Source organism: Sinorhizobium mexicanum, from assembly GCF_013488225.1.
In the GTDB taxonomy this organism is placed as follows: domain Bacteria; phylum Pseudomonadota; class Alphaproteobacteria; order Rhizobiales; family Rhizobiaceae; genus Sinorhizobium; species Sinorhizobium mexicanum.
This window is the reverse complement of the sequence record NZ_CP041238.1, coordinates 3,312,548-3,334,376: the sequence shown is the minus strand read 5'-3', so window position 1 is coordinate 3,334,376 and position 21,829 is coordinate 3,312,548. Positions and strand designations below refer to the sequence as shown.

The window sequence follows — 21,829 nt, the reverse complement described above, 5'->3', positions numbered from 1 at the left end:
CGGATGCGGCATATGCAGTGCGTCAAACCCCGCTTGCCGGGATGCCGGTGCGCTGTACGGCGCGCGGCGCCGTAACTTCCTTCCATGTGGTAAGGGCCGTGCTGACGGCGGGGAAGGGATCGCGCTTGACGAATTCCCCATGGCCTTCCTGCGTCTTGACTGTGCCTTCCTCGATCGAAACGACGCCGCGGCTGAGCGTGAAGCGAGGTAGCCCCGTCACGGTCTTGCCCTCGAAGACGTTGTAGTCGATCGACGATTGCTGGGACTTGGCCGAGATCGTCTTCGAGCGCTTCGGATCCCACACCACCAGGTCGGCATCGCTACCCACCAGGATCGCGCCCTTCTTCGGATAGATGTTGAGAATCTTGGCGATGTTGGTCGAGGTCACCGCGACGAATTCGTTCATGGTGATGCGGCCGGTGGCGACACCGTGGGTCCACAGCATCGGCATCCGGTCCTCGAGTCCCCCGGTGCCGTTCGGGATCTTGGTGAAATCGCCGACGCCGAAGCGCTTCTGGTCGGTGGTGAAGGCGCAATGGTCGGTCGCGACCACCTGCAGCGAACCTGAGGCAAGCCCGGCCCAGAGGCTGTCCTGATGCTGCTTGTTGCGGAAGGGCGGCGACATCACGCGGCGGGCGGCGTGGTCCCAATCCTTGTTGAAATATTCGCTTTCATCGAGCGTCAGGTGCTGGATCAAAGGCTCGCCGAAGACGCGCATGCCTTTGGCGCGGGCGCGCCGGATTGCCTCGTGGGCCTGCTCGCAGGAGGTGTGGACGATATAGACCGGACAGCCGGCCATGTCGGCGATCATGATCGCGCGGTTGGTCGCCTCGCCTTCGACTTCGGCCGGCCGCGAATAGGCGTGGGCCTCGGGGCCGTTGTTGCCTTCGGCGAGCAGCTTCGCCTGCAACTGGGCGACGACGTCGCCATTTTCGGCGTGGACGAGCGGCAGGGCCCCAAGCCCGGCGCAGCGCTGGAACGAGGAGAACATCTCGTCGTCATCCACCATCAGCGCGCCTTTGTAGGCCATGAAGTGCTTGAAAGTGTTGATGCCCTTATCCTTGACGATTGTCTCCATCTCGTTGAAGACCTGCTCGCCCCACCAGGTGATCGCCATGTGGAAGGAATAGTCGCAATTGGCGCGTGTCGACTTGTTGTCCCACATGGTGAGCGCTTCCAAGAGCGACTGGCCGGGCGAGGGGAGCGCGAAATCGACGACCATGGTCGTGCCGCCGGCGAGCGCCGCGCGCGTGCCACTTTCGAAATCGTCCGAGGAATAGGTGCCCATGAAGGGCATTTCGAGGTGGGTGTGCGGGTCGATGCCGCCGGGCATGACGTAGCAGCCGGTCGCGTCCAGCGTCTCGGTGCCGGAGAGGTTCGGACCGATCTCGACGATCCTGCCGCCATCGATCTTGACGTCGGCCTTGTAGGTTAGGTCGGCCGTGACGATGGTTCCACCCTTGATCACAGTGCTCATTGCTTGCGTTCCCTTGCGATTGTGTTTTCGGCCGCCGGAAGGGCCAAGAAAAAGGGCGGAACCGTCGTCCCGCCCACAATGTCACTTTACGATTTCGGCCGTTTCGACCACGGCGTGGAAGAGGACATCGGCCCCCGCCGAAGCCCACTCCTTGGAGATGTCCTCCGCCTCGTTGTGGCTGAGGCCGCCGACGCAGGGACACATGATCATCGTGGTCGGGGCAACCTTCGCCGCCCAACAGGCATCGTGGCCGGCGCCCGAGATGAGGTTCATGTGGCTGTAGCCGAGCTTCTCGGCGGCGCCGCGGACCGTTGCGACCAGCTTGGGGTCGAAGGTGACCGGGTCGAAATGGCCGACCGCCTCGATCGAACAGCCGACACCCAGCGCCTCGGCGATCTTCGGCGCTTCGGCCTCGATCCGGGCGCGCATGCCGTCGAGCTTGGCTTGGTCGGGCGAGCGGATGTCGATGGTGAAGACGACCTTGCCGGGCAGCACGTTGCGTGAATTGGGCGAGAAGAACACCTGGCCGACACCGCCGACGGCGCCGGGCTGGTTTTCCATGGCAACGTTCTGGACCATCTCGAAGATCTGCGCCATGGCAAGGCCGGCATTGAGCCGCATGTTCATCGGCGTCGATCCGGTGTGCGCTTCCCGGCCGGTGAGAGTGACTTCCAGCCACCACAGGCCCTGACAGTGCGTGACGACGCCGATCTGCTTGCTCTCGGCTTCCAGGATCGGCCCCTGTTCGATGTGATATTCGAAATAGGCGTGCATCTTGCGCGCACCCACCTCCTCGTCGCCGAGCCAGCCGATGCGCTTCAACTCGTCGCCGAACGACTTTCCCTCCGGATCCTTGCGGGCGTAGGCATAATCAAGCGTAAGAGCACCGGCAAAGACGCCGGAGGCAATCATCGCAGGCGCGAAACGCGCGCCCTCTTCATTGGTCCAGTTCGTCACCACGATAGGGTGCTTCGTGCGAATGCCGAGATCGTTCATCGTGCGCACGACCTCAAGGCCGCTCAGGACACCGAGGACGCCGTCGAACTTGCCGCCCGTCGGTTGCGTGTCGAGATGGGAGCCGATGTGCACGGGCAGTGCGTCCGGGTCGGTGCCGGGGCGGGTGAAAAACATGGTGCCCATCTTGTCGACACCCATGGTAAGGCCAGCCGCCTCGCACCAGGACTGGAAAAGCCGACGACCCTCGCCGTCTTCGTCCGTCAATGTCTGGCGATTGTTGCCGCCGGCGACGCCGGGGCCGATCTTTGCCATATCCATCAACGAATCCCACAGGCGGTCAGCGTTGACGCGCATGTTCTCGCCAGGTGCTGCCATGGCGTTCTCCTCGTTTTTCGGTTTGCCCCTTGCGGTGCAGCCCTCATGTTCCCGCCGGTCAAATCCAGGCTTTGTTCTGGTGCCTTTCGATCAGCCGTTGCCTTTGTTGGCAAACTGACTGATAATTTGACCGGTTGGTAAACATTACAACTTCCGTGGCGGCACTCAAGCCGGAAAAACAAAAAATCGGAGTTGCCCAAAAAAATGGCGCGTCCGAATTTTGGGCAATTCGAGGTGCTGCGGCGATTTTGTGCGTCTGACAGAATACACGGCGCTCGCGTGTCATTGTGCGCAGGGAGCGAGCAGGGGGCAAGATGGTACTTCCGAGAGCGGCCAAAACCCAGAGGCGTACACGTATCCAGGAGGAGAAGGAGGAGCAGATCCTCGAGGCGGCGCTGGAGGTCTTTTCGGCCCATGGCTTTCGCGGCTCGACCATCGATCAGATCGCCGAAGTGGCAGGCATGTCGAAACCCAATCTGCTCTATTATTTCCGCACCAAGGAGGCGATGCACCGGGCGCTGATCGACCGCGTGCTCGACACCTGGCTCGATCCACTCCGCGAGTTCAATGCCGAGGGAAACCCGGTCGCCGAGATCCGCAGCTACATCCGGCGGAAGCTGGAGATGGCGCGCGATTTCCCGCGCGAAAGCCGGCTGTTCGCCAATGAGGTGCTGCAGGGCGCGCCCCATATCGAGGATGAGCTGAAAGGCCCGCTGAAAGAGCTCGTCGACGAGAAGGCCGAGGTCATCCGCGCGTGGGCAAAGGCCGGCAAGATCGCCAAGTGCGATCCCTATCACCTGATTTTCGCAATCTGGTCGACGACGCAGCACTATGCCGATTTCGATGTGCAGGTGCGTGCCGTGCTCGGCCAGGAAAATGCCGGCGACGGGCGCTTCGAGGATGCCGCACGCTTCCTTGAGCGGCTGTTCGTCGACGGTCTGCAGGTCCGCGAGCAACCGGCATCCTAGGCCCCCACGGGCGCCCCGCAGGTTCCCTGCTAAGCCGGTGCCGGCAAGACGTCGGCGATGTGATCGGCGCTGTCGACGATCCAGGTCTCGAGTTTCGCCTGCCGGCCGCGCAGGCCGATGTCGAGCCGCATGTTGCCGTCGAGATCGAGACCGGCGCGGCGGACGAGTTCGACCGAAACTGCAAGTTCGGCATCATGCTCCTTCGCGAGCCCCTCGAGCCGGCTTGCGGTGTTGATCGTGTCGCCGACCGCGGTCAGCGAAGTCGCCCGGCCATAGCCCATCTCCCCAATGATCGCCGGGCCTGCGTGCAGGCCGATTGCCAGTCGCAGCGGCTGTTCGAGCTCTCCATGAAATGTCTGATTGAGCGCCTGGATGCCTTTGGACAATCGGACGGCGGCGGCGAGTGACTGAAGGCATGCTTCCTGGAATGGGACCTTCAACCCGAAGATCGCGAGCGCGCCGTCGCCGATAAACTTGTCGATCACGCCGCCCGAGCTTTCAACGGCTTCGCCGACCATCTCGAAGTAGCGGTTGAGCAGGAACACCGTGTCGAAAGGCAGTTTGTGCTCGGCGATGCGAGTGAAATCACGCAGATCGCAAAAGAGCACGGCGATCCGACGCTCGCGACCCTCGCCGTCTTGCTGGGCGAATTGCTTTTTTATTCCGAGGCTGTCGGTATCGAGAATGGGGACGACGGTCACGCTGTGAACCGGCCGGAACTGGCAGGCGAGACGCACATTGTCCGGCGCGCCAATTCGGGCCAATGTCGAGCGCTCCGCGGTCTCCGGCGCTGGCTGGCCCTCCAGCCCCTGAATCACGCGGACCCGGCATGTCGAGCAGCGGCCACGGCCGCCGCAGACGGAGACGTGGGGAATGCCGGCGGCACGGCTTGCCTCCAGCACGCTGAAACCAAGGCTGACCGCCGCGATACGGCCGTCGGGGTAACGGACGCGAATTCGCCCCCGCGTCGGAAGCGCGCGAAGGGCGAAAGTGCCGGCGATCAGGCCGCCGAAACCGGCGTAGAGCGCCAGGCGGATGTTTTCCATGAGCGCCGGATCGAACCGCGGCTTCTGACTGGCGTAAGCCGTGTCGCCATAACCCCCATGTTCCGCATAGACGCGCTCAAGCGACCGCGCACCGTTGACGAAGCCGAGCAGCGCGAAGATCGGGACGAGCAGCGCAATCGTGTAAAGCAGGATCTCATAACGCGGAAACCAGGCTCGACCGCGCATCCAGAACCAGGCGCCGAGACATCCATGGCTCCAGGCAAGCAGAAGCGCCGCCGTCTGCCGGCCGGTGTTGATGGGGCTCGCCCAAAGCAATCGCAGAACGTCGGGATAATTGGCTTCGATCCCGGTGAAGAGCGGTTCGATCCGCGCGGCGACCACATGCGCCATCAACACGAAAGGCAAGCTGAGGCCGAAGACGATTTTGAACGCCTCGCCGGCAGGCATGCGCAGCGTCTGGCGCCGGTAGAGGCTTTCGAGCGCCATCATGAAATGCAGGAGCAATGCGCCGTAGAGCAATATTGTCCCAGGCACGCTGTGCCAAAGGAGATTGAATGTCCGCCTTCCGGATTCCATGGCGTCGATGGAGATCAGGCCGAGCGAATGGTTGAAGAAATGGCAGAGGATGAATGTGCCGAGCACGGCCCCCGAGATCAGGTGTATCTTCTTGCGTGCGCTGATGGAAAAGATCGTCAAGCACTCTGCCCGGTATTTGCCGGCTCTGGCCAGCCATTGCTGATTCCGTTCCTTATTAACCAGATCGCGGATACCGACAACTTACGTTTTTGACACAAACAGTTTCGTTTTCGTGACCGCATTGCCAGCATCATTCGATCGGCTCGACAGCGCCGGCCCACTGGCTTCGGCCGGATCGCGTGCACTTATGTTATTCCATGATGCGCGGCAGCCGCTCGGCGAGTTTGTCGATCACCACCCGGAGTTTTGGCAGCATAAGCCGTGTTTGCGGCCAGACCGCGTAAGCCTTGAAGATTTGCCCGGGTCGGTCCGTGAGCACCCGCACGAGCTCGCCGCGCTGCACGCGCTCGCGCACCAGCCAGCAAGGCAGCCAGGCAAGACCAAGGCCATCGGCCGCGGCAGCGGCGATGGCGGCAAGATCATCCAGCCGCAAACGGGTCTTCGGCGTCACGTCTTCGGTCATGTTCCCGTTGATGGGAAAGGACCAAGGGCGCTGGTATCCGCTCCGCGCGTAGAGAACGGCATCGTGGCTGGTGAGGTCGTCAAGGCTTGTCGGTGTGCCATGTGCTTCGAGATAGGCGGGCGCGGCGCAGACAGTCATGCGCTGATCGGCGATCGCCCGTGCCATGAGGCTCGGGTCAGTGCCGGCGGAACCGTTGCGGACAGCGAGATCGAAGCCCTCATCGAAAAGATCGACGACGCGGTCGTTGAAGGAAAGATCGAGCTCCAGATGCGGATGCGCGCGCACCAACTCGTGCAGCAGCGGTGCCACGCATTGGCGGCCGAAGAGAACAGGCATCGAAATACGCAAGCGACCGCGAATTTCCTGCTTGCCGGATTCAAGTAAGGCCTCGGCGCCCCGGACCTCATCAAGCGCCTTCAGGCAGCTCCGGTAGAAGAGCTGGCCCTCGTCGGTCAGGCTTTGTGTCCGGGTGGTGCGATGAAAGAGCCGCACGCCGAGCCGCTGCTCGAGCCGCGCGATCGTCTTGCCCACGGCCGAGCGGGAAAGGTTCAGCCGCTCAGCGGCGGCGGAGAAACCGCCGGCATCGGCGACCTCCACGAAGACGGAAATACCGTTCAGCCTCTCCATGAGTTTGTATCCATTTGAGAACCAATACGGGAAATCTTATCGCAACTGGCGATTTGATTTCAACACTATGCTCGCGCCATCACTATCCACGTAAAAGGAATGATCATGACGAAATGGATGAGGGAATGGAGCATCGACGCAATCGGCCCGCAAAATCTCAAGATCGCCGAACGTCCCGTGCCGGATATCGGTGACCACGACGTGCTTGTCAGGACGACGGCCGTGTCGCTCAATTATCGCGACAAGCTGATGCTTGAAACCGGCATGGGGCTGGATCTCGCCTTCCCCTTCGTGCCGGCTTCGGACATGAGCGGCGTCGTCGAAGACGTGGGCAAAGGCGTGACGCGTTTCAGACCAGGCGACCGCGTCATCTCGACCTTCCACCCCGGCTGGCTCGACGGTCTACGGCCGGGAAGCGGCAGGGCGCCTTCCTACGCGACACTCGGCGGCGTGCATCCGGGCGTCATGTCGGAATATGTCGCGTTCCCCGAAGGATGGTTCGTCGCCGCGCCGAAGAGCCTTGACACCGCCCAGGCGAGCACGCTGCCATGCGCCGGCCTCACCGCATGGTTCGCGCTGGTGGAGAAGGGTCGTGTCAGGCCCGGCGATCGCGTCGTCGTCCAGGGAACAGGCGGTGTAGCTCTCTTCGGCCTGCAGATCGCCAAGGCGAACGGCGCGGAGGTGATCGTCACGTCGGGGAGCAAAGAGAAACTCTCGCGCGCGTTGGCACTAGGCGCCGACCACAGCATCAATCGCAAATCGGAGGACTGGGTCGAGCGGGTCTATGAGCTGACCGCAGACCATGGCGCCGACCACATTCTGGAAATTGCCGGCGGTGCCGGCCTTGGCCAGTCGCTGAGAGCCGTTGCCGCGGACGGGCGCATTTCCGTGATCGGCGTGTTGGAGGGCTTCGAAATTTCGGGGCCGGCGGCGCCGCTGCTTTTGAAATCCCCGGTGCTGCAGGGCATCAGCGTCGGACATCGCCGGGCGCTTGAGGATTTCGTCGGCGCGGTCGACCGCTTGCGCCTGAAGCCGGTTATCGACAAGCGATACACCTTCGCGGAGTTCCGAGAGGCGCTGGCGCATCTCGATCGCGGCCCGTTCGGAAAGCTGGTGATCGAGTTCTGACATGCCAGGAATACGAAGACCGCCGGTATTCTCTCCCGGCGGCCTTCTGAGGTTACCGACCCTTATGTCACTCGGCGGCTTGCCGTGCCATCGGGTTGTTCGGATGGGTCGTCCAGTTGGCGTAGTTCGGATCAACGGGCTTGCCGGTGCGTTTGTCGACAGTGCCGACCGCGAGCGGCTCCATCGTGATGCAGTTCGAGACGGGGCAGACGTTGACGCAGAGATTGCAGCCGACGCATTCCTCCTCGATCACCTCGAAATGGCGCACGCCGTTGACGAACTGGGTGATCGCCTGGTGCGAGGTATCCTCGCAGGCGATGTGACAGCGACCGCATTTGATGCAGGCATCCTGGTCGATCTTCGCCTTGGCGACGTAGTTGAGATTGAGATACTGCCAGTCGGTGACGTTGGGCACGGCCCGACCGCAGATGTCGTCGAGCGTGCGGTGGCCCTTGGCGTCCATCCAGTCGGAGAGGCCGGAGATCATTTCCTGGACGATCTTGAAGCCGTAGGTCATCGCCGCCGTGCAGACCTGGACATTGCCGGCGCCGAGCGCCAGGAATTCGGCCGCGTCGCGCCAGGTGGTGATGCCGCCGATGCCCGAAATCGGCAATCCGTGGGTCTCCGGATCGCGCGCGATTTCGGCGACCATGTTGAGCGCGATCGGCTTCACCGCCGGCCCGCAATAGCCGCCGTGGCTGCCCCGGCCGTCGATCGAGGGCTCCGGCGAGAACGTGTCGAGGTTGACCGAAGTGATCGAGTTGATCGTGTTGATCAGCGACACGGCGTCGGTGCCGCCGGCCTTGGCCGCGCGGGCGGGCTTGCGGATGTCGGTGATGTTCGGCGTCAGCTTGGTGATCACCGGCATGCGGGTGTACTGTTTGCACCAGCGCACGACCATCTCGATATATTCCGGCACCTGGCCGACTGCCGAGCCCATGCCGCGCTCGGACATGCCGTGCGGACAGCCGAAGTTGAGTTCTATGCCGTCGGCCCCGGTCTCCTCGACCAGTGGCAGGATCGCTTTCCACGCGTTCTCTTCACAGGGCACCATGATCGATGCGATCAGCGCCCGGTCGGGCCAGTTCATCTTCACCTGCTTCATCTCGCGCAGGTTCACGTATAGGTCGCGGTCGGTGATGAGCTCGATGTTGTTCAAGCCCAGTAGGCGCCGGTCGGCGCCCCAGATCGCGCCGTAGCGCGGCCCGTTGACGTTGACAACGGGCGGTCCTTCCTCGCCAAGCGTCTTCCAGACGACGCCACCCCAGCCGGCCTTGAAGGCCCGCTCGACGTTGTAGGCCTTGTCCGTCGGCGGCGCCGAGGCGAGCCAGAACGGGTTCGGAGATTTGATGCCGACGAAATTGTTGCGAAGATCAGCCATTGTTCTCTTCCTCTCGATCCTGTTCCGCTTGTTACGCGACGGCGCTCGCCAGCGGCTGAGCCGCGGCGAAGGCCCGGTTGATCGATTCGGCGGCGTCACGCCCCATGGCGACGGCGGAAACCGTCAGATCCTCGCCGCCGAGAACGCAGTCGCCGCCCGCCCAGACCTTATCGAGCGAGGTGCGGCCTTCGGCATCGGTGACGATGCGTCCGCCCTCCATCTGAAGCGCGCCGAGACCTGATGCCTCGAAAGTCTGGCCGATGGCCTTGAAGATCTGGTCGGCGGCGATGATACCCGTTTCGCCGGTCGTCGTCAGCTTGCCGTTATCGAGCGTCGTGTAGTCGAGCTCGATGCCGGCGACCTTGCCGTCCTTCAGCGCGATGCGCTTCGGCTGCAGCCAGTGGCGAATGGTGACGCCTTTGGAGGTTGCCAGATCCTGCTCGAACTCGGAGGCGTTCATGTGCTCCTTGCCGCGGCGGTAGCAGATCGTCACTTCCTCGGCGCCGAGGAGCTTCGACTGGACGGCCGCGTCGATTGCGGTCATACCGCCGCCGAGCACCACGACTCGCCGGCCGACCGGGATGTCCGCCTTGGTCTTCGACTGGCGGAGTGCGGCGATGAAATCGACGGCGTCCTGGACGCCTTCGGCACTCTCGTCTCCGATCCGGAGCGCGTTGACGCCGGCAAGGCCGAGGCCGAGGAAGACGGCGTCATATTGCTCGGTCAGGTCGGCAAGCGAGAAATCGCGGCCGATTGCCTGGCCCTGGCGCACCTCGATACCGCCGATCGAAAGGACGTAATCGACCTCCTTCTGGGCGAAGTCGTCCACCGACTTGTAGGCGGCGATGCCGTATTCATTGAGTCCGCCGGATTTCTCGCGCGCATCGTAGACCACCACGTCGTGGCCGTTGACCGCGAGCCGGTGGGCGCAGGCGAGCCCCGCGGGTCCGGCACCGACCACCGCTACCTTTCGACCGGACGAAGCGGCCCGCGTGTAGAACTGCTTGTTCTCCTTCATCGCGATGTCGGTCGCGTAACGCTGCAGCCTGCCGATCTCCACCGGCCGCTCCTCCGCCGTGTTGCGGACGCAGGCTTGTTCGCAAAGCGTTTCGGTGGGACAGACGCGGGCGCACATGCCGCCGAGAATGTTCTGGTCGAAAATCGTCTTCGCCGAACCGATCGGATTGCTCGTTGCAATCTGTCGGATGAACAACGGGATATCGATCGAGGTGGGACAGGCCGTCATGCACGGCGCATCGTGACAGAAGTAACAGCGGTCGGAAGCGACCAGAGCCTCGTGTTTGTCGAGCGGTGGATGAAGGTCGGAGAAATTGGCTTCGTATTCCTTGAGCGGCAGTCGGCCGCCAAAGATCCCAGATTGCGTCGTTCCCATTTTTGGCTCCCAATGTTTTCTCAGGATGAGGGAACGGTAACACGCTTTATTTTTTTATCAAACGGTAAAAGTTTACTTCGGAAACTTGCCGGACACCCTGAGAACCGGGGCTTTCTATTCACGCATCCTATTCGCTCTGCACGTTTGTTTGACAGGGCAGGGCAAATAGTGGCAGCAAATCAAGGGGGAAGGAGATAATCGCATGGCGCGCAGGCCGGAGACCAATAACAGGCTGGACGATGCTGCCCGGGCTGGCTGGCTATACTATGTCGCCGGCCGGACGCAGGACGAGATTGCCTCGATCATGGGCATCTCGCGGCAGTCGGCCCAGCGCCTCGTTTCCCTGGCCATGGCCGAGCGGCTGATCAAGGTTCGGCTCGATCATCCGATTGCTGCCTGCCTCGAGACGGCCGCCCGGCTCAAGGAAAAATATGCGCTGAAGCACGTCGATGTCGTGCCGAGCGATCCGGGTTCGAGTTCGACGACGGTCGGCATCGCCGAAGCCGGCGCGGTCGAGATCGAACGCTGGCTGAAATCGACGGACCCGGTGGTTCTGGCGATCGGCACGGGGCGCACGCTGAAGGCGACGATCGACCAGTTGCCCTCGATGGAGTGCCCGCAGCATCGCATCGTCTCGCTGACCGGCAACATCAGGCTCGATGGCTCGGCCGCCTATTACAACGTCATCTTCAGCATGGCGGACACGATCAAGGCGCGCCATTTCCCGATGCCGCTGCCGGTGCTCGTTTCGTCGCCCGAGGAGCGCGAGGTCCTTCACAACCAGAGTCTCGTCAAGCTCGCGCTCAAGCTCGGCGCGGAAGCCAATGCCGCCTTTGTCGGCGTGGGCGAACTCGGGCCGGACGCACCGCTTTGCGAGGATGGCTTCCTGGCGCGCGAGGAAATGGCGCAGTTGACGGCCGCCGGTGCCGCAGGGGAAATTTGCGGCTGGATGTTCGATCACGGGGGTGATCTGCTGACGGGCAGCATCAACGAGCGTGTCGCTTCCATTCCGCTTCCCCCGCGCGATCGGGCTTCGGTCATAGGCATTGCCAAGGGCAGGCGCAAATACGAGGCGCTCCGCGCAGCGCTCAAGGGCCGCATCATCAACGGCCTTATCACCGACGAGACCACTGCCGACTTTCTGCTCGGCGCGTGATTCAGGCGAGATAAACTCAGGTGACACCGAGTTTCGAGAGCGGCAGCCCGAGCTTGCGGAGGGGCATTCTGTCCGCCGCGCTTGAAAAAATCCATAGCTAAAACAGCCCATTAACGGTTCCGGGTGCGTCGCAGCAACGAATGCGCATTGACATTTTGCGCCAAGGGGTGAGTAATTGCCCATGAGCAAGGCAAATGCTCATTTTCTTCTGGGAGGAAGTCGATGAATTTGAGAACTTTCCTGCTGGGCACGTGCTCGGCAGTCGCTCTGGCGGGTCTGGCCCAAGCAGAAACCCTGACCATTGCGACCGTGAACAATGGCGACATGATCCGGATGCAGAAGCTGACGGAGGATTTCACCTCGAAAAATCCGGATATTCAGCTCGAGTGGGTAACGCTCGAGGAAAACGTGCTGCGCCAGCGCGTAACGACCGATATCGCGACGAAGGGCGGCCAGTACGACATCATGACGATCGGCACCTACGAAGTGCCGATCTGGGCCAAGCAGGGCTGGCTGCTGCCGCTCGACAACCTTGGCGCCGATTACGACGTCGATGACCTGCTGCCGGCGATCCGCAGCGGCCTGACGATTGACGGCAAGCTCTATGCCGCACCGTTCTACGGCGAAAGCTCGATGGTGATGTATCGCAAGGACCTCTTCGAGAAGGCCGGCCTCACCATGCCCGATGCCCCGACCTGGGATTTCATCGCGGACGCCGCCCGCAAGATCACCGACAAGAACAGTGAAGTGTATGGCATCTGCCTGCGCGGCAAGGCCGGCTGGGGCGAGAACATGGCCTTCCTGACAGCAACGGCGAATGCTTTCGGCGCCCGCTGGTTCGACGAGAAATGGCAGCCGCAGTTCGATCAGCCCGAATGGAAGAATACGCTGGACTTCTATGTCAAGCTGATGAATGACGCCGGCCCGCCCGGTGCCTCCTCGAATGGTTTTAACGAAAACCTGTCACTCTTCCAGACCGGCAAATGCGCTATGTGGATCGACGCAACGGTCGCCGCATCCTTCGTGACCAACCCGAAGGAATCCACGGTTGCCGACAAGGTCGGGTTCGCGCTCGCGCCCGATACCGGCCTTGGCAAACGCGGCAACTGGCTCTGGGCGTGGAACCTCGCCATCCCCGCAGGCTCGCAGAAGACGGAGGCGGCAGAGAAGTTCATCGCCTGGGCGACCGGCAAGGACTATCTGAAGCTCGTCGCCGAGAAGGAAGGCTGGGCAAACGTTCCGCCCGGTACCCGCACCTCTCTCTACGAGAACCCGGAATACCAGAAGGCGGCGCCATTCGCGAAAATGACGCTCGATTCGATCAACGCCGCCGACCCGAAGAACCCGGCGGTCAAGCCGGTGCCCTATGTCGGCGTACAGTTCGTCGCGATCCCTGAATTCCAGGGCCTCGGCACCGCCGTCGGCCAGGTGTTCTCGGCAGCACTTGCCGGCCAGATGAGCGTGGATCAGGCGCTTGCCAGCGCGCAGCAACTGTCGACCCGCGAAATGACGAAGGCCGGTTACATCAAATAAGGCTCCCAAGGGCCGGGGCGCTGGCTGGAAACGGCTGGTGTCCCGGCAACTCTCAGGGCGGGATGGGGAAAAGCGGAACGGGTTTTCCGCTTCCCGCTCTGACTTTTTAGATCGGTCACGGCGCGTCCGGCATGCGCGGTAAACCGCGCCCCGCCTTCGTGGACAGCGTTGACAATTACGGGAGGACGCCATGGCGACCTTGCATACCCGCTCCTCTGCGCGGCTAATGATCGCGCCCTCGGTGCTCCTGCTTCTGGCCTGGATGATCATTCCGCTGGCCATGACCATCTATTTCTCGCTTCTGCGCTATAATCTGCTGATGCCCGGAATGGAGGAGTTCGCAGGGCTCTCCAACTACATCTACTTTGTGACCGATCCGGCGTTCTTCCAGGCGATCTTCAACACGCTCGCGATCGTCCTCGGCGTGCTGTTCATCACCGTGGTTGGCGGCATCGCGCTCGCGCTTCTTCTCGACCAGCCGATGTTCGGGCAGGGGATCGTTCGCATCCTGGTGATCGCGCCGTTCCTGATCATGCCGACCGTTGCGGCACTCGTCTGGAAGAACATGTTCATGAACCCGGTGAACGGGCTCTTCGCCTGGCTCGCCAAACTCGTCGGCCTGCAGCCCTTCGACTTCCTCGCGAATGCGCCACTCTTCTCGATCATCCTGATCGTCGCGTGGCAATGGCTGCCCTTTGCGACGCTTATCCTGCTGACGGCGCTGCAGTCGCTCGACGAGGAGCAGAAGGAGGCCGCGCAGATGGATGGCGCCGGCGCCTGGAGCCGCTTCTTCTATCTGGTGCTGCCGCATCTTTCGCGCGCAATCACCGTGGTGATCCTGATCCAGACAATCTTCCTGCTGTCCGTCTTTGCCGAAATTCTCGTTACCACCAACGGTGGCCCCGGCACGCAGAGCACGAATCTCACCTTCCTCGTCTATGCGCAGGCTCTCCTGCAGTTCGACGTGGGCGGCGCATCCGCCGGCGGCATCATCGCGGTCATCCTCGCCAATATCGTCGCATTCTTCCTGATGCGCATGATCGGCAAGACGCTGGAGGCTTGAGACCCATGGCACGTAATGTTTCGACCCAACGCAAGGTGGTTGTCACCGTCGTCGCCTGGACGATAGGCATCCTGATCTTCTTCCCGATCCTCTGGACGTTCCTGACGAGCTTCAAGACGGAGGCGCAAGCGATCGCCTCGCCGCCTGCATTCCTCTTCTTCGATTGGACGACCGAGAACTACTTCGAAGTGCAGAGCCGGTCGAATTACTTCAAGCACTTCATGAACTCGGTAGTCATCTCTTTCGGCTCGACGCTGATCGGCCTCATCATCGCCATTCCGTCGGCCTGGGCCATGGCCTTCGCCCCGACGAAACGGACCAAGGACGTGCTGATGTGGATGCTGTCCACGAAGATGATGCCGCCCGTCGGCGTGCTGGTGCCGATGTATCTGATGTACCGCAACTCGGGGCTCCTCGATACCCGCATCGGCCTGGTGATCGTCCTAACGCTGATCAACCTGCCGATCATCATCTGGATGCTCTATACCTACTTCAAGGAAATTCCGGGCGAGATCCTGGAAGCGGCGCGCATGGACGGCGCCTCGCTCTCCAAGGAGATCATCTACGTGCTGACGCCGATGGCGATCCCCGGCATCGCATCGACGCTTCTCCTCAACATCATTCTCGCCTGGAACGAGGCGTTCTGGACCTTGAATCTGACCGCGGCGAAGGCAGCACCGCTGACCGCCTTCATCGCTTCCTATTCGAGCCCGGAAGGTCTCTTTTACGCGAAGCTTTCGGCCGCCTCCACGATGGCGATCGCCCCCATCCTCATTCTCGGCTGGTTCTCGCAGAAGCAGCTTGTACGCGGCCTGACCTTCGGCGCGGTCAAATAAGGATACGACCATGGGAAGCATCACACTCAAGAACGTATCGAAAGTTTTCGGCTCCCACGCCGTCATCCCTTCGATCGACCTCGACATCCATCACGGTGAATTCGTCGTCTTCGTCGGACCGTCCGGCTGCGGCAAGTCCACGCTGCTCAGACTGATTGCGGGCCTGGAGGATGTCAGCGACGGCGAGATCGTCATCGACGGTAAGAAAGCGACAGAGCTGCCGCCGGCAAAACGCGGCCTCTCGATGGTGTTCCAGTCCTATGCGCTCTATCCGCATATGAGCGTGCGTTCCAACATCGCCTTTCCCCTGAAGATGGCGGGGGAAGACAAGGCGGTGATTGACAAGAAGGTGGCGGACGCCGCCCGGGTGCTGAACCTCACCGATTATCTCGACCGCAAGCCACGCCAGCTCTCCGGTGGTCAGCGCCAGCGCGTGGCGATCGGCCGGGCGATCGTCCGGCAGCCGGAGGCCTTCCTGTTCGACGAGCCGCTTTCGAACCTCGATGCAGCGCTGCGCGTCAACATGCGGCTCGAGATCAGCCAGCTTCACCAGCAACTGAAGACCACGATGATCTATGTCACCCACGACCAGGTGGAGGCCATGACCATGGCCGACAAGATCGTGGTGCTCAATCGCGGACGCATCGAGCAGGTGGGCTCGCCGCTCGAGCTCTACCACAAGCCGGACAATCTTTTTGTTGCCGGCTTCATCGGGTCGCCGAAGATGAATTTCATTTCCGGGGCGCCGGCAGCCGCCTACCAGGCCCACACAATCGGCATCCGCCCCGAGCATCTGGCGCTTTCCAAGGATCAGGGAACGTGGCGGGGCACCGTCGGGGTGGCCGAGCATCTCGGCTCCGACACCTTCCTGCACGTGAAAGCCGATACCATCGGCACATTGACGGCGCGCGTAAGCGGCGACTTCGGGGTAACCCACGGAGATCAGGTTTACCTGACGCCGGACGTCCAGCGCCTGCACAAGTTTGACGAACAGGGATTGGCAATTCGATGAAACGTCTTGAAGGGAAAAGCGCGCTGATCACCGGATCTGCGCGGGGTATCGGGCGTGCCTTCGCCGAGGCCTATGTGCGCGAGGGGGCCACCGTCGCGATCGCCGACATCAATATCGACCGGGCGAAGCAGACGGCTGCGGAAATCGGACCGGCGGCCTATGCCGTGCAGATGGATGTGACCCGGCAGGAATCGATCGATGCGGCGATCGCTGCCGTTGTCGAGCATGCGGGCGGCTTGGATATCCTGATCAACAATGCCGCTCTCTTCGATCTGGCGCCGATCGTCGAGATCACTCGGGAAAGCTACGAAAAACTGTTCTCGATCAATGTCGCCGGCACGCTCTTCACCCTGCAGGCGGTAGCCAGGCAGATGATCGCGCAGGGGCGCGGCGGCAAGATCATCAACATGGCGAGCCAGGCGGGTCGCCGCGGCGAGGCACTGGTCGCCGTCTATTGCGCCACCAAGGCGGCCGTCATCAGCCTGACGCAGTCGGCCGGGCTCAATCTCATCAAACATCGCATCAACGTGAACGCGATCGCTCCGGGCGTCGTCGACGGCGAACACTGGGATGGCGTCGATGCGCTCTTTGCCAAGCACGAGAACCGTCCGCTCGGCGAAAAGAAGCGTCTGGTTGGCGAGGAGGTGCCGTACGGACGGATGGGCACTGCCGAGGATCTCACCGGGATGGCGATTTTCCTGGCCTCGTCGGAGAGCGACTACGTCGTCGCCCAGACCTACAACGTCGATGGTGGCAACTGGATGAGCTGAGGCCTCGTTGCACCACGAGTCCTCGAAAGGAACGATAGGATGACGACCAAACTCTCCCTTGCCACACTCGACGCAGCCAAGGCCAAGGCTGGTGTTCCGAAATATGGTCGGCACGACCTTCGCGCCGGCATCGTCCATTTCGGCGTCGGTAACTTTCATCGCGCCCACCAGGCCGTCTATCTCGATGATCTTTTCAATCTCGGGCTCGACCGCGACTGGGCGATCATCGGGGCTGGGGTGTTGCCGTCGGACGAGGTCATGCGGGCCAAGCTCGAAGCGCAGGATTTGCTGACGACAGTGGTCGAGCAGGACAACAACCGCACGGGCGCTCATGTCACCGGGGCGATGATCGCCTATCTCAAGCCCGGTGATACGCCTGCAATCGTGGCGCAGCTCGCAAGCCCGTCCATTCGCATCGTATCGTTGACGATCACCGAAGGCGGCTATTTCATCGATCCCGCGTCCGGCGTCTTCAATCCTTCGCACCCGGCAATCGTAGAGGACGCGCGTAATCCGAAGTCTCCGAAGACAGTCTTCGGTCTTATCCTGGCGGGGCTCGCCGAGCGCAGAGCGAGGGGCATACCGCCCTTCACCGTCATGTCCTGCGACAATATCCCTGGCAATGGCGAGGTGACGCATGCAGCCGTTGCCGGCCTCGCGCGCCTCTCGGATCCCGCCTTCGCAGACTGGATCGATGCAAACGTCGCCTTTCCGAACGGCATGGTCGACCGCATCACGCCCGCGACTGGCGCCCGGGAAATCGGTTTCGTTGCCTCGGAATACGGCATCGACGATGCCTGGCCGGTCTTTTGCGAAGAGTTCAAGCAATGGGTGCTGGAGGATCATTTCCCGCAAGGCCGCCCGTCGCTTGAAAAGGTCGGTGTCCAGTTCGTCCCCGACGTCGCTCCTTATGAGCACATGAAGATCCGCATCCTAAACGGCGGCCACGCCGCAATCGCCTATCCGGCGGCATTGCTCGATATCCATTTCGTCCACGAGGCCATGGAAGAGCCGTTGATCCGCGGCTTCCTGGCGAAGCTCGAACACGACGAAATCATCCCCGTCATTCCGCCGGTCCCGGATACGGACCTCAAGGACTACTACAGGCTCATCGAGACGCGCTTCGCCAATCCGAAGATCGGCGACACCATTCCGCGGCTGGCTCAGGACGGTTCGAACCGCCAGCCGAAATTCATCCTGCCGTCAACCGCCGATCGCCTGCGCCGCGGCGAAGATGTGGTCGGGCTGTCGCTGGTCTCTGCCCTCTGGTGCCGCTATTTCGCCGGTAAATCGGACAGCGGCAAGGATATCGTCTTCAACGATGCCAGCGCCGACCGCCTGCACAGCGCCGCCCTTGCAGCGAAGGAAGATCCGATGGCCTTCCTCGCCCTTTCCGACATTTTCGGTGACGTCGCCGGGTCCGATCTCTTCCGGCGGCGCTTCGGACATGCACTGAAAACACTCTGGGAAAAGGGTACGCGCGCAACGCTCCAGCTCTATCTGGACGACAAACTCGAGGGATAGCGATGGCGGGCGGCGCCTCCAGGCTGGTGATCTTCGACTGCGACGGCGTCCTGGTCGACAGCGAACCGATCTCACTTGCCGTTCTTGTCGAGGCCCTGGATGCGGCCGGAGTATCGATGACAACGGCCGAGGCGAGCGAACGCTTCCTCGGCCGCAGCCTTAAGAGCATGTCCGCCATCCTTCATGACGAACATGGCCTTGCGACCGACGACGCTTTTCTCGAAGGCATGCGGACGCGCCTTTATGCACGCTTTCGCGAGGAACTGAAGCCCGTTGACGGCATTCGCCGGGCGGTCGAACAACTCGACGGGGCCTGCTGTGTGGCGTCGTCGAGCCAGCCCGAGCGCATTCGCCTTTCGCTGACGGTGACAGGACTGATCGATCTCTTCGAGCCGCACATCTTCAGCGCCAGCATGGTCGCGCACGGCAAGCCGGCGCCCGACCTCTTCCTCTACGCGAGCGAGCAAATGGGCTACGCGTCCGCCGATTGCGTCGTCGTGGAAGACAGCCCGGCCGGCATCGAGGCGGCGAAAGCGGCCGGCATGCGCGTTTTTGCCTTCGCGGGCGCCAGCCACGCGCGAAACGACCGGCATCGCCGAGCACTGGCTCAACTCCATCCCGATGTGCTGTTTGACGATATGGGCGAATTGATACAGTTTGTCCGACAATAAGTCAGAGCACGATCGCGGCAATAGAGCGTGCCCACATCCCGCTCTGACCTCTTAAATCATCGTGATCTCGGGACGGAGACATCCATTAATGCGCGAATATGTCGTTGCGGTCGATATCGGCACCGGTAGCGCCCGTGCCGGCATTTTTGACCGGAAAGGCAAGCTTCTCGCGCGGGCGGACAGGCCGATCGCCATGAACCGCCCGGAAGAAAACCACGCCGAGCATGATTCGGAGGACATTTGGGCGGCGGTCTGCGGGGCAGTCAGGTCGGCGCGCGACAAGGCCGGGGTCGGCGCGAAGAATGTCGCGGCGATCGGCTTCGACGCGACCTGCTCGCTGGTCGTGCGCGACCGCGATGGCGCACCGCTTTCAATCAATCGTGCCGGTGACGCGCGCTGGGACACGATCGTCTGGCTTGATCACCGAGCGCTGAAGGAGGCGGATTTCTGCACCTCGACGGCGCATCCCGTCCTTCACCATTCCGGTCGCGTGATGTCGCCGGAGATGGAAATGCCGAAGTTGATGTGGCTGAAGCGCCACCTTCCCGGGCAATGGGAAAGGGCCGGTTATTTCTTCGATCTCGCAGACTACATGTCCTGGCGCGCGACCGGCAGCAAGGCTCGTTCGCGTTGCACGCTAACAGCAAAATGGAATTATCTCGCGCATAAGGAGAGGGGCTGGCAGCCGGATTATCTCGAACAGATCGGCCTCGCGGACCTTCTCGACCGAGGGGGGCTGCCTGAGGAAACCCTGCCCGTCGGCAGTGCGGTTGGGCGTCTGACCGCGGCAGCGGCGGAAGAGCTCGGCCTCGACACGGAATGCCGGGTTGCGCCGGGGCTGATCGATGCCTATGCCGGTGCGCTCGGCGTGCTCGGCAGATTTGCGGCCGAGCCCGCAAATCTCGAACGGCAACTCGCCCTCATCGCCGGCACCTCAAGCTGCATTGTCGCCTTCTCACGCGAGATGAAGCCCGGCTTCGGCATGTGGGGACCGTATTTCGAGGCGGTGCTTCCGGGGTGCTGGTTGGTCGAAGGCGGGCAGTCGGCGACGGGTGCGCTGCTCGATCATATCGTGCGCGTGCATGGCGGCGGGCGGGAACCGACCGCGGAGACGCATATGAAGATCATCGAGCGCGTGCAGCAACTGCGCGCCCTGCATGGCCCGGCTTTCGCCGATCGGCTGCATGTCCTTCCCGATTTTCACGGCAACCGGTCGCCGCTCGCCGATCCGCACGCGCTCGGCGTCGTCAGCGGTCTGGCGCTCGATTCATCGTTCGATGCGCTTTGCCGTCTCTATTGGCGTACCTGTGTCGCGATCGCGCTTGGAATCCGGCACATCCTCGAAATGATGAAAGAGGCGGGATACAATCTCGATACACTGCACGTGACCGGCGGGCATGTGCGCAATCCGCTGCTGATGGAGCTTTATTGTGATGTGACCGGCTGCCGCGTCGTCGCGCCTGAAACGCCCGATGCCGTGCTGCTCGGCACTGCGATGACGGCTGCTGTTGCTGGCGGGCTTTATTCCGATCTCGCAGAGGCAGGGACAGCAATGGCGTCCAGCGGTCACGAACGACTTCCCGATGCGGCATCGCGGAGCGTCTACGATCGCGACTATCGGCGGTTTCTTACGCTTTACCGGCATCGGGCCGAACTGGAGGCCATGGACTAGCCGGCGTCCTCATCGATTTTACTTTTTTTGGAACCTTTCTCTTCCTCGCGCGTTGGTGCGGACAACCGGACGGTGGCGCACATCGCCCCCAATGTGACGCCGGAGGCATACCGCCGGTTGCCCAACTCACATCCCCTCTGTGAGTTGATAAAGCTCAGCCAGTGCCTTTCCCTCGGCACTGGCTGTTTTGCGTTAAGAGACCATGGTCGTTCGAGGACGGGCGATCGCCCGTCGCTTCGGATTGCGGTTCAGGCGGCCGCCTTCGTCGACTCGTTGAAGAAGAGTGCCTGGCTGATAAGCGCTTTGACCATTTCCGGGTTGAAGGGCTTCGTGACCAGGAAGGTTGGTTCGGGCCGTTCGCCGGTCAACAGCCTTTCGGGGAAGGCGGTGATGAAAATGACCGGAATGGCAGCTGTTTTCAGGATCTCGTTCACGGCATCAATGCCGGAACTCCCGTCGGCCAACTGAATATCGGCGAGCACCATGCTCGGCTTCGTTTCCTTGTAAAGGGCGATTGCCTCGTCCCGGGTCCGCGCGATGCCGGTGACGCGATGGCCGAGACTTTTGACCATCTGCTCGATGTCGATCGCAATCAGCGGTTCGTCCTCAATGATCATGATATCGGTCGCAACCTGACGGGAGATTTCCTGCGACGCCCGCTCCAGAAGCGCGCTCAGTTTGTCCCCATCGACGTCAAGCACCTCTGCAGCCTCGTTGGGGCTGAAGCCTTCGACCGACACGAGCAGAAAGGCTTGGCGCGCCAGCGGTGACACCGCCGCGAGGTTGACCGATGCCCGCTGTTCCCACGCAAAAGGCGAAACGGGCTCGGGTATCAGGACCGAGGATGAGCCGAACAAGGACGTATAGAGGCGAAACAGGGCGACCCTATCGTTGCTTGCTTCGGGAAAGATTGTCGTGTCCGCGATAAGAGCCTCAAGAACCGCGGCCACATAAGCATCGCCCGACGTTTGCGAGCCTGTCAGCGCGCGGGAATAACGGCGCAAATAGGGCAGCAGCGGCGCGATCCGGTTAGACAGTGTCATGCAAGACTCCCTCAGTCATTAGTTCGGTTCTTGTCTCGACGCGGAAACGCCCAGACGAAAAAAAGGTTCCGCGCTGG

At 62.1% G+C, this 21,829-nt stretch carries 18 protein-coding genes; 11 read left to right on the top strand and 7 right to left on the bottom strand.

Going from position 1 to position 21,829, the window contains the following annotated elements; translation table 11 throughout:
* Window positions 1-22: 22 nt before the first annotated feature.
* Window positions 23-1,477 carry a dihydropyrimidinase gene (gene hydA / locus FKV68_RS15785; RefSeq protein WP_180938736.1) on the bottom strand — a complete coding sequence of 485 codons (1,455 nt, stop codon included), beginning with the start codon at window positions 1,475-1,477 and terminating at the stop codon, window positions 23-25.
* 81 nt (window positions 1,478-1,558) lie between these two features.
* Entirely contained in the window at window positions 1,559-2,809 is a 1,251-nt protein-coding gene (locus tag FKV68_RS15780) for a Zn-dependent hydrolase (RefSeq protein WP_180938735.1), read from the bottom strand.
* Window positions 2,810-3,123: 314 nt separating this feature from the next.
* Here FKV68_RS15780 and rutR point away from each other — a divergent pair, with 314 nt between their 5' ends.
* Window positions 3,124-3,777 (top strand): HTH-type transcriptional regulator RutR, encoded by a 654-nt coding sequence (rutR, locus tag FKV68_RS15775; protein ID WP_180938734.1) that lies wholly within the window; start codon window positions 3,124-3,126, stop codon window positions 3,775-3,777.
* A 29-nt stretch (window positions 3,778-3,806) separates the two neighbouring features.
* Here rutR and FKV68_RS15770 read toward each other — a convergent pair whose 3' ends face one another.
* Together FKV68_RS15770 and FKV68_RS15765 are read right to left on the bottom strand one after the other, a co-directional pair.
* Window positions 3,807-5,480 carry an adenylate/guanylate cyclase domain-containing protein gene (locus FKV68_RS15770; RefSeq protein ID WP_180938733.1) on the bottom strand — a complete coding sequence of 558 codons (1,674 nt, stop codon included), beginning with the start codon at window positions 5,478-5,480 and terminating at the stop codon, window positions 3,807-3,809.
* Window positions 5,481-5,670: 190 nt separating this feature from the next.
* Window positions 5,671-6,570 (bottom strand): LysR family transcriptional regulator, encoded by a 900-nt coding sequence (locus FKV68_RS15765; protein ID WP_180938732.1) that lies wholly within the window; start codon window positions 6,568-6,570, stop codon window positions 5,671-5,673.
* Between the two features lie 105 nt (window positions 6,571-6,675).
* Here FKV68_RS15765 and FKV68_RS15760 point away from each other — a divergent pair, with 105 nt between their 5' ends.
* Window positions 6,676-7,698 (top strand): zinc-dependent alcohol dehydrogenase family protein, encoded by a 1,023-nt coding sequence (locus tag FKV68_RS15760; protein WP_180938731.1) that lies wholly within the window; start codon window positions 6,676-6,678, stop codon window positions 7,696-7,698.
* A gap of 67 nt (window positions 7,699-7,765) precedes the next feature.
* Here FKV68_RS15760 and preA read toward each other — a convergent pair whose 3' ends face one another.
* Both preA and FKV68_RS15750 read right to left on the bottom strand, forming a co-directional pair.
* Entirely contained in the window at window positions 7,766-9,079 is a 1,314-nt protein-coding gene (gene preA / locus FKV68_RS15755; protein WP_180938730.1) for an NAD-dependent dihydropyrimidine dehydrogenase subunit PreA, read from the bottom strand.
* A 31-nt stretch (window positions 9,080-9,110) separates the two neighbouring features.
* A complete protein-coding gene (locus FKV68_RS15750; protein ID WP_180938729.1) occupies window positions 9,111-10,472 on the bottom strand; it encodes an NAD(P)-dependent oxidoreductase in 1,362 nt (453 codons plus the stop codon).
* A 202-nt stretch (window positions 10,473-10,674) separates the two neighbouring features.
* On the opposite strand from FKV68_RS15750, the gene FKV68_RS15745 reads away from it, so the two are divergent.
* The 9 genes from FKV68_RS15745 to FKV68_RS15705 all read left to right on the top strand — a co-directional run bounded on the left by FKV68_RS15745 (window position 10,675) and on the right by FKV68_RS15705 (window position 20,709).
* On the top strand, window positions 10,675-11,628 hold the full coding sequence (locus tag FKV68_RS15745) for a sugar-binding transcriptional regulator (RefSeq protein WP_180938728.1): 954 nt from the start codon (window positions 10,675-10,677) through the stop codon (window positions 11,626-11,628).
* A 222-nt stretch (window positions 11,629-11,850) separates the two neighbouring features.
* Window positions 11,851-13,161, top strand: coding sequence for an ABC transporter substrate-binding protein (locus tag FKV68_RS15740; protein WP_180938727.1), 1,311 nt, complete (start codon window positions 11,851-11,853; stop codon window positions 13,159-13,161).
* Window positions 13,162-13,351: 190 nt separating this feature from the next.
* Window positions 13,352-14,224, top strand: a complete 873-nt coding sequence (locus FKV68_RS15735) for a carbohydrate ABC transporter permease (protein WP_180938726.1) — start codon at window positions 13,352-13,354, stop codon at window positions 14,222-14,224.
* Window positions 14,225-14,229: 5 nt separating this feature from the next.
* Window positions 14,230-15,060: a carbohydrate ABC transporter permease gene (locus FKV68_RS15730; protein WP_180938725.1), complete on the top strand. Its 831-nt coding sequence runs from the start codon at window positions 14,230-14,232 to the stop codon at window positions 15,058-15,060.
* 10 nt (window positions 15,061-15,070) lie between these two features.
* A complete protein-coding gene (locus FKV68_RS15725; RefSeq protein WP_180938724.1) occupies window positions 15,071-16,072 on the top strand; it encodes an ABC transporter ATP-binding protein in 1,002 nt (333 codons plus the stop codon).
* Entirely contained in the window at window positions 16,069-16,842 is a 774-nt protein-coding gene (locus tag FKV68_RS15720) for an L-iditol 2-dehydrogenase (RefSeq protein WP_180938723.1), read from the top strand. The genes FKV68_RS15725 and FKV68_RS15720 overlap by 4 nt, the downstream gene beginning before the upstream one ends.
* Window positions 16,843-16,881: 39 nt before the next feature.
* On the top strand, window positions 16,882-18,366 hold the full coding sequence (locus FKV68_RS15715; protein WP_180938722.1) for a mannitol dehydrogenase family protein: 1,485 nt from the start codon (window positions 16,882-16,884) through the stop codon (window positions 18,364-18,366).
* Window positions 18,367-18,368: 2 nt separating this feature from the next.
* Complete coding sequence (locus FKV68_RS15710) at window positions 18,369-19,037, top strand: HAD family hydrolase (protein ID WP_180938721.1); 669 nt, start codon at window positions 18,369-18,371, stop codon at window positions 19,035-19,037.
* An 88-nt stretch (window positions 19,038-19,125) separates the two neighbouring features.
* Entirely contained in the window at window positions 19,126-20,709 is a 1,584-nt protein-coding gene (locus FKV68_RS15705; protein ID WP_180938720.1) for an FGGY-family carbohydrate kinase, read from the top strand.
* Between the two features lie 248 nt (window positions 20,710-20,957).
* On the opposite strand, the gene FKV68_RS15700 is transcribed toward FKV68_RS15705, so the two are convergent.
* Window positions 20,958-21,752, bottom strand: a complete 795-nt coding sequence (locus FKV68_RS15700) for a response regulator (protein ID WP_180938719.1) — start codon at window positions 21,750-21,752, stop codon at window positions 20,958-20,960.
* Window positions 21,753-21,829 lie beyond the last annotated feature (77 nt).

Coding starts and splice junctions, on each gene's coding strand:
- FKV68_RS15760 (WP_180938731.1), top strand. CDS start 6,676: ATGACGAAATGGATGAGGGAATGGAGCATCGACGCAATCGGCCCGCAA.
- FKV68_RS15715 (WP_180938722.1), top strand. CDS start 16,882: ATGACGACCAAACTCTCCCTTGCCACACTCGACGCAGCCAAGGCCAAG.
- FKV68_RS15705 (WP_180938720.1), top strand. CDS start 19,126: ATGCGCGAATATGTCGTTGCGGTCGATATCGGCACCGGTAGCGCCCGT.
- FKV68_RS15710 (WP_180938721.1), top strand. CDS start 18,369: ATGGCGGGCGGCGCCTCCAGGCTGGTGATCTTCGACTGCGACGGCGTC.
- FKV68_RS15765 (WP_180938732.1), bottom strand. CDS start 6,570: ATGGAGAGGCTGAACGGTATTTCCGTCTTCGTGGAGGTCGCCGATGCC.
- FKV68_RS15735 (WP_180938726.1), top strand. CDS start 13,352: ATGGCGACCTTGCATACCCGCTCCTCTGCGCGGCTAATGATCGCGCCC.
- FKV68_RS15725 (WP_180938724.1), top strand. CDS start 15,071: ATGGGAAGCATCACACTCAAGAACGTATCGAAAGTTTTCGGCTCCCAC.
- FKV68_RS15720 (WP_180938723.1), top strand. CDS start 16,069: ATGAAACGTCTTGAAGGGAAAAGCGCGCTGATCACCGGATCTGCGCGG.
- FKV68_RS15745 (WP_180938728.1), top strand. CDS start 10,675: ATGGCGCGCAGGCCGGAGACCAATAACAGGCTGGACGATGCTGCCCGG.
- FKV68_RS15730 (WP_180938725.1), top strand. CDS start 14,230: ATGGCACGTAATGTTTCGACCCAACGCAAGGTGGTTGTCACCGTCGTC.
- rutR (WP_180938734.1), top strand. CDS start 3,124: ATGGTACTTCCGAGAGCGGCCAAAACCCAGAGGCGTACACGTATCCAG.
- FKV68_RS15740 (WP_180938727.1), top strand. CDS start 11,851: ATGAATTTGAGAACTTTCCTGCTGGGCACGTGCTCGGCAGTCGCTCTG.
- FKV68_RS15780 (WP_180938735.1), bottom strand. CDS start 2,809: ATGGCAGCACCTGGCGAGAACATGCGCGTCAACGCTGACCGCCTGTGG.
- preA (WP_180938730.1), bottom strand. CDS start 9,079: ATGGCTGATCTTCGCAACAATTTCGTCGGCATCAAATCTCCGAACCCG.
- hydA (WP_180938736.1), bottom strand. CDS start 1,477: ATGAGCACTGTGATCAAGGGTGGAACCATCGTCACGGCCGACCTAACC.
- FKV68_RS15700 (WP_180938719.1), bottom strand. CDS start 21,752: ATGACACTGTCTAACCGGATCGCGCCGCTGCTGCCCTATTTGCGCCGT.
- FKV68_RS15750 (WP_180938729.1), bottom strand. CDS start 10,472: ATGGGAACGACGCAATCTGGGATCTTTGGCGGCCGACTGCCGCTCAAG.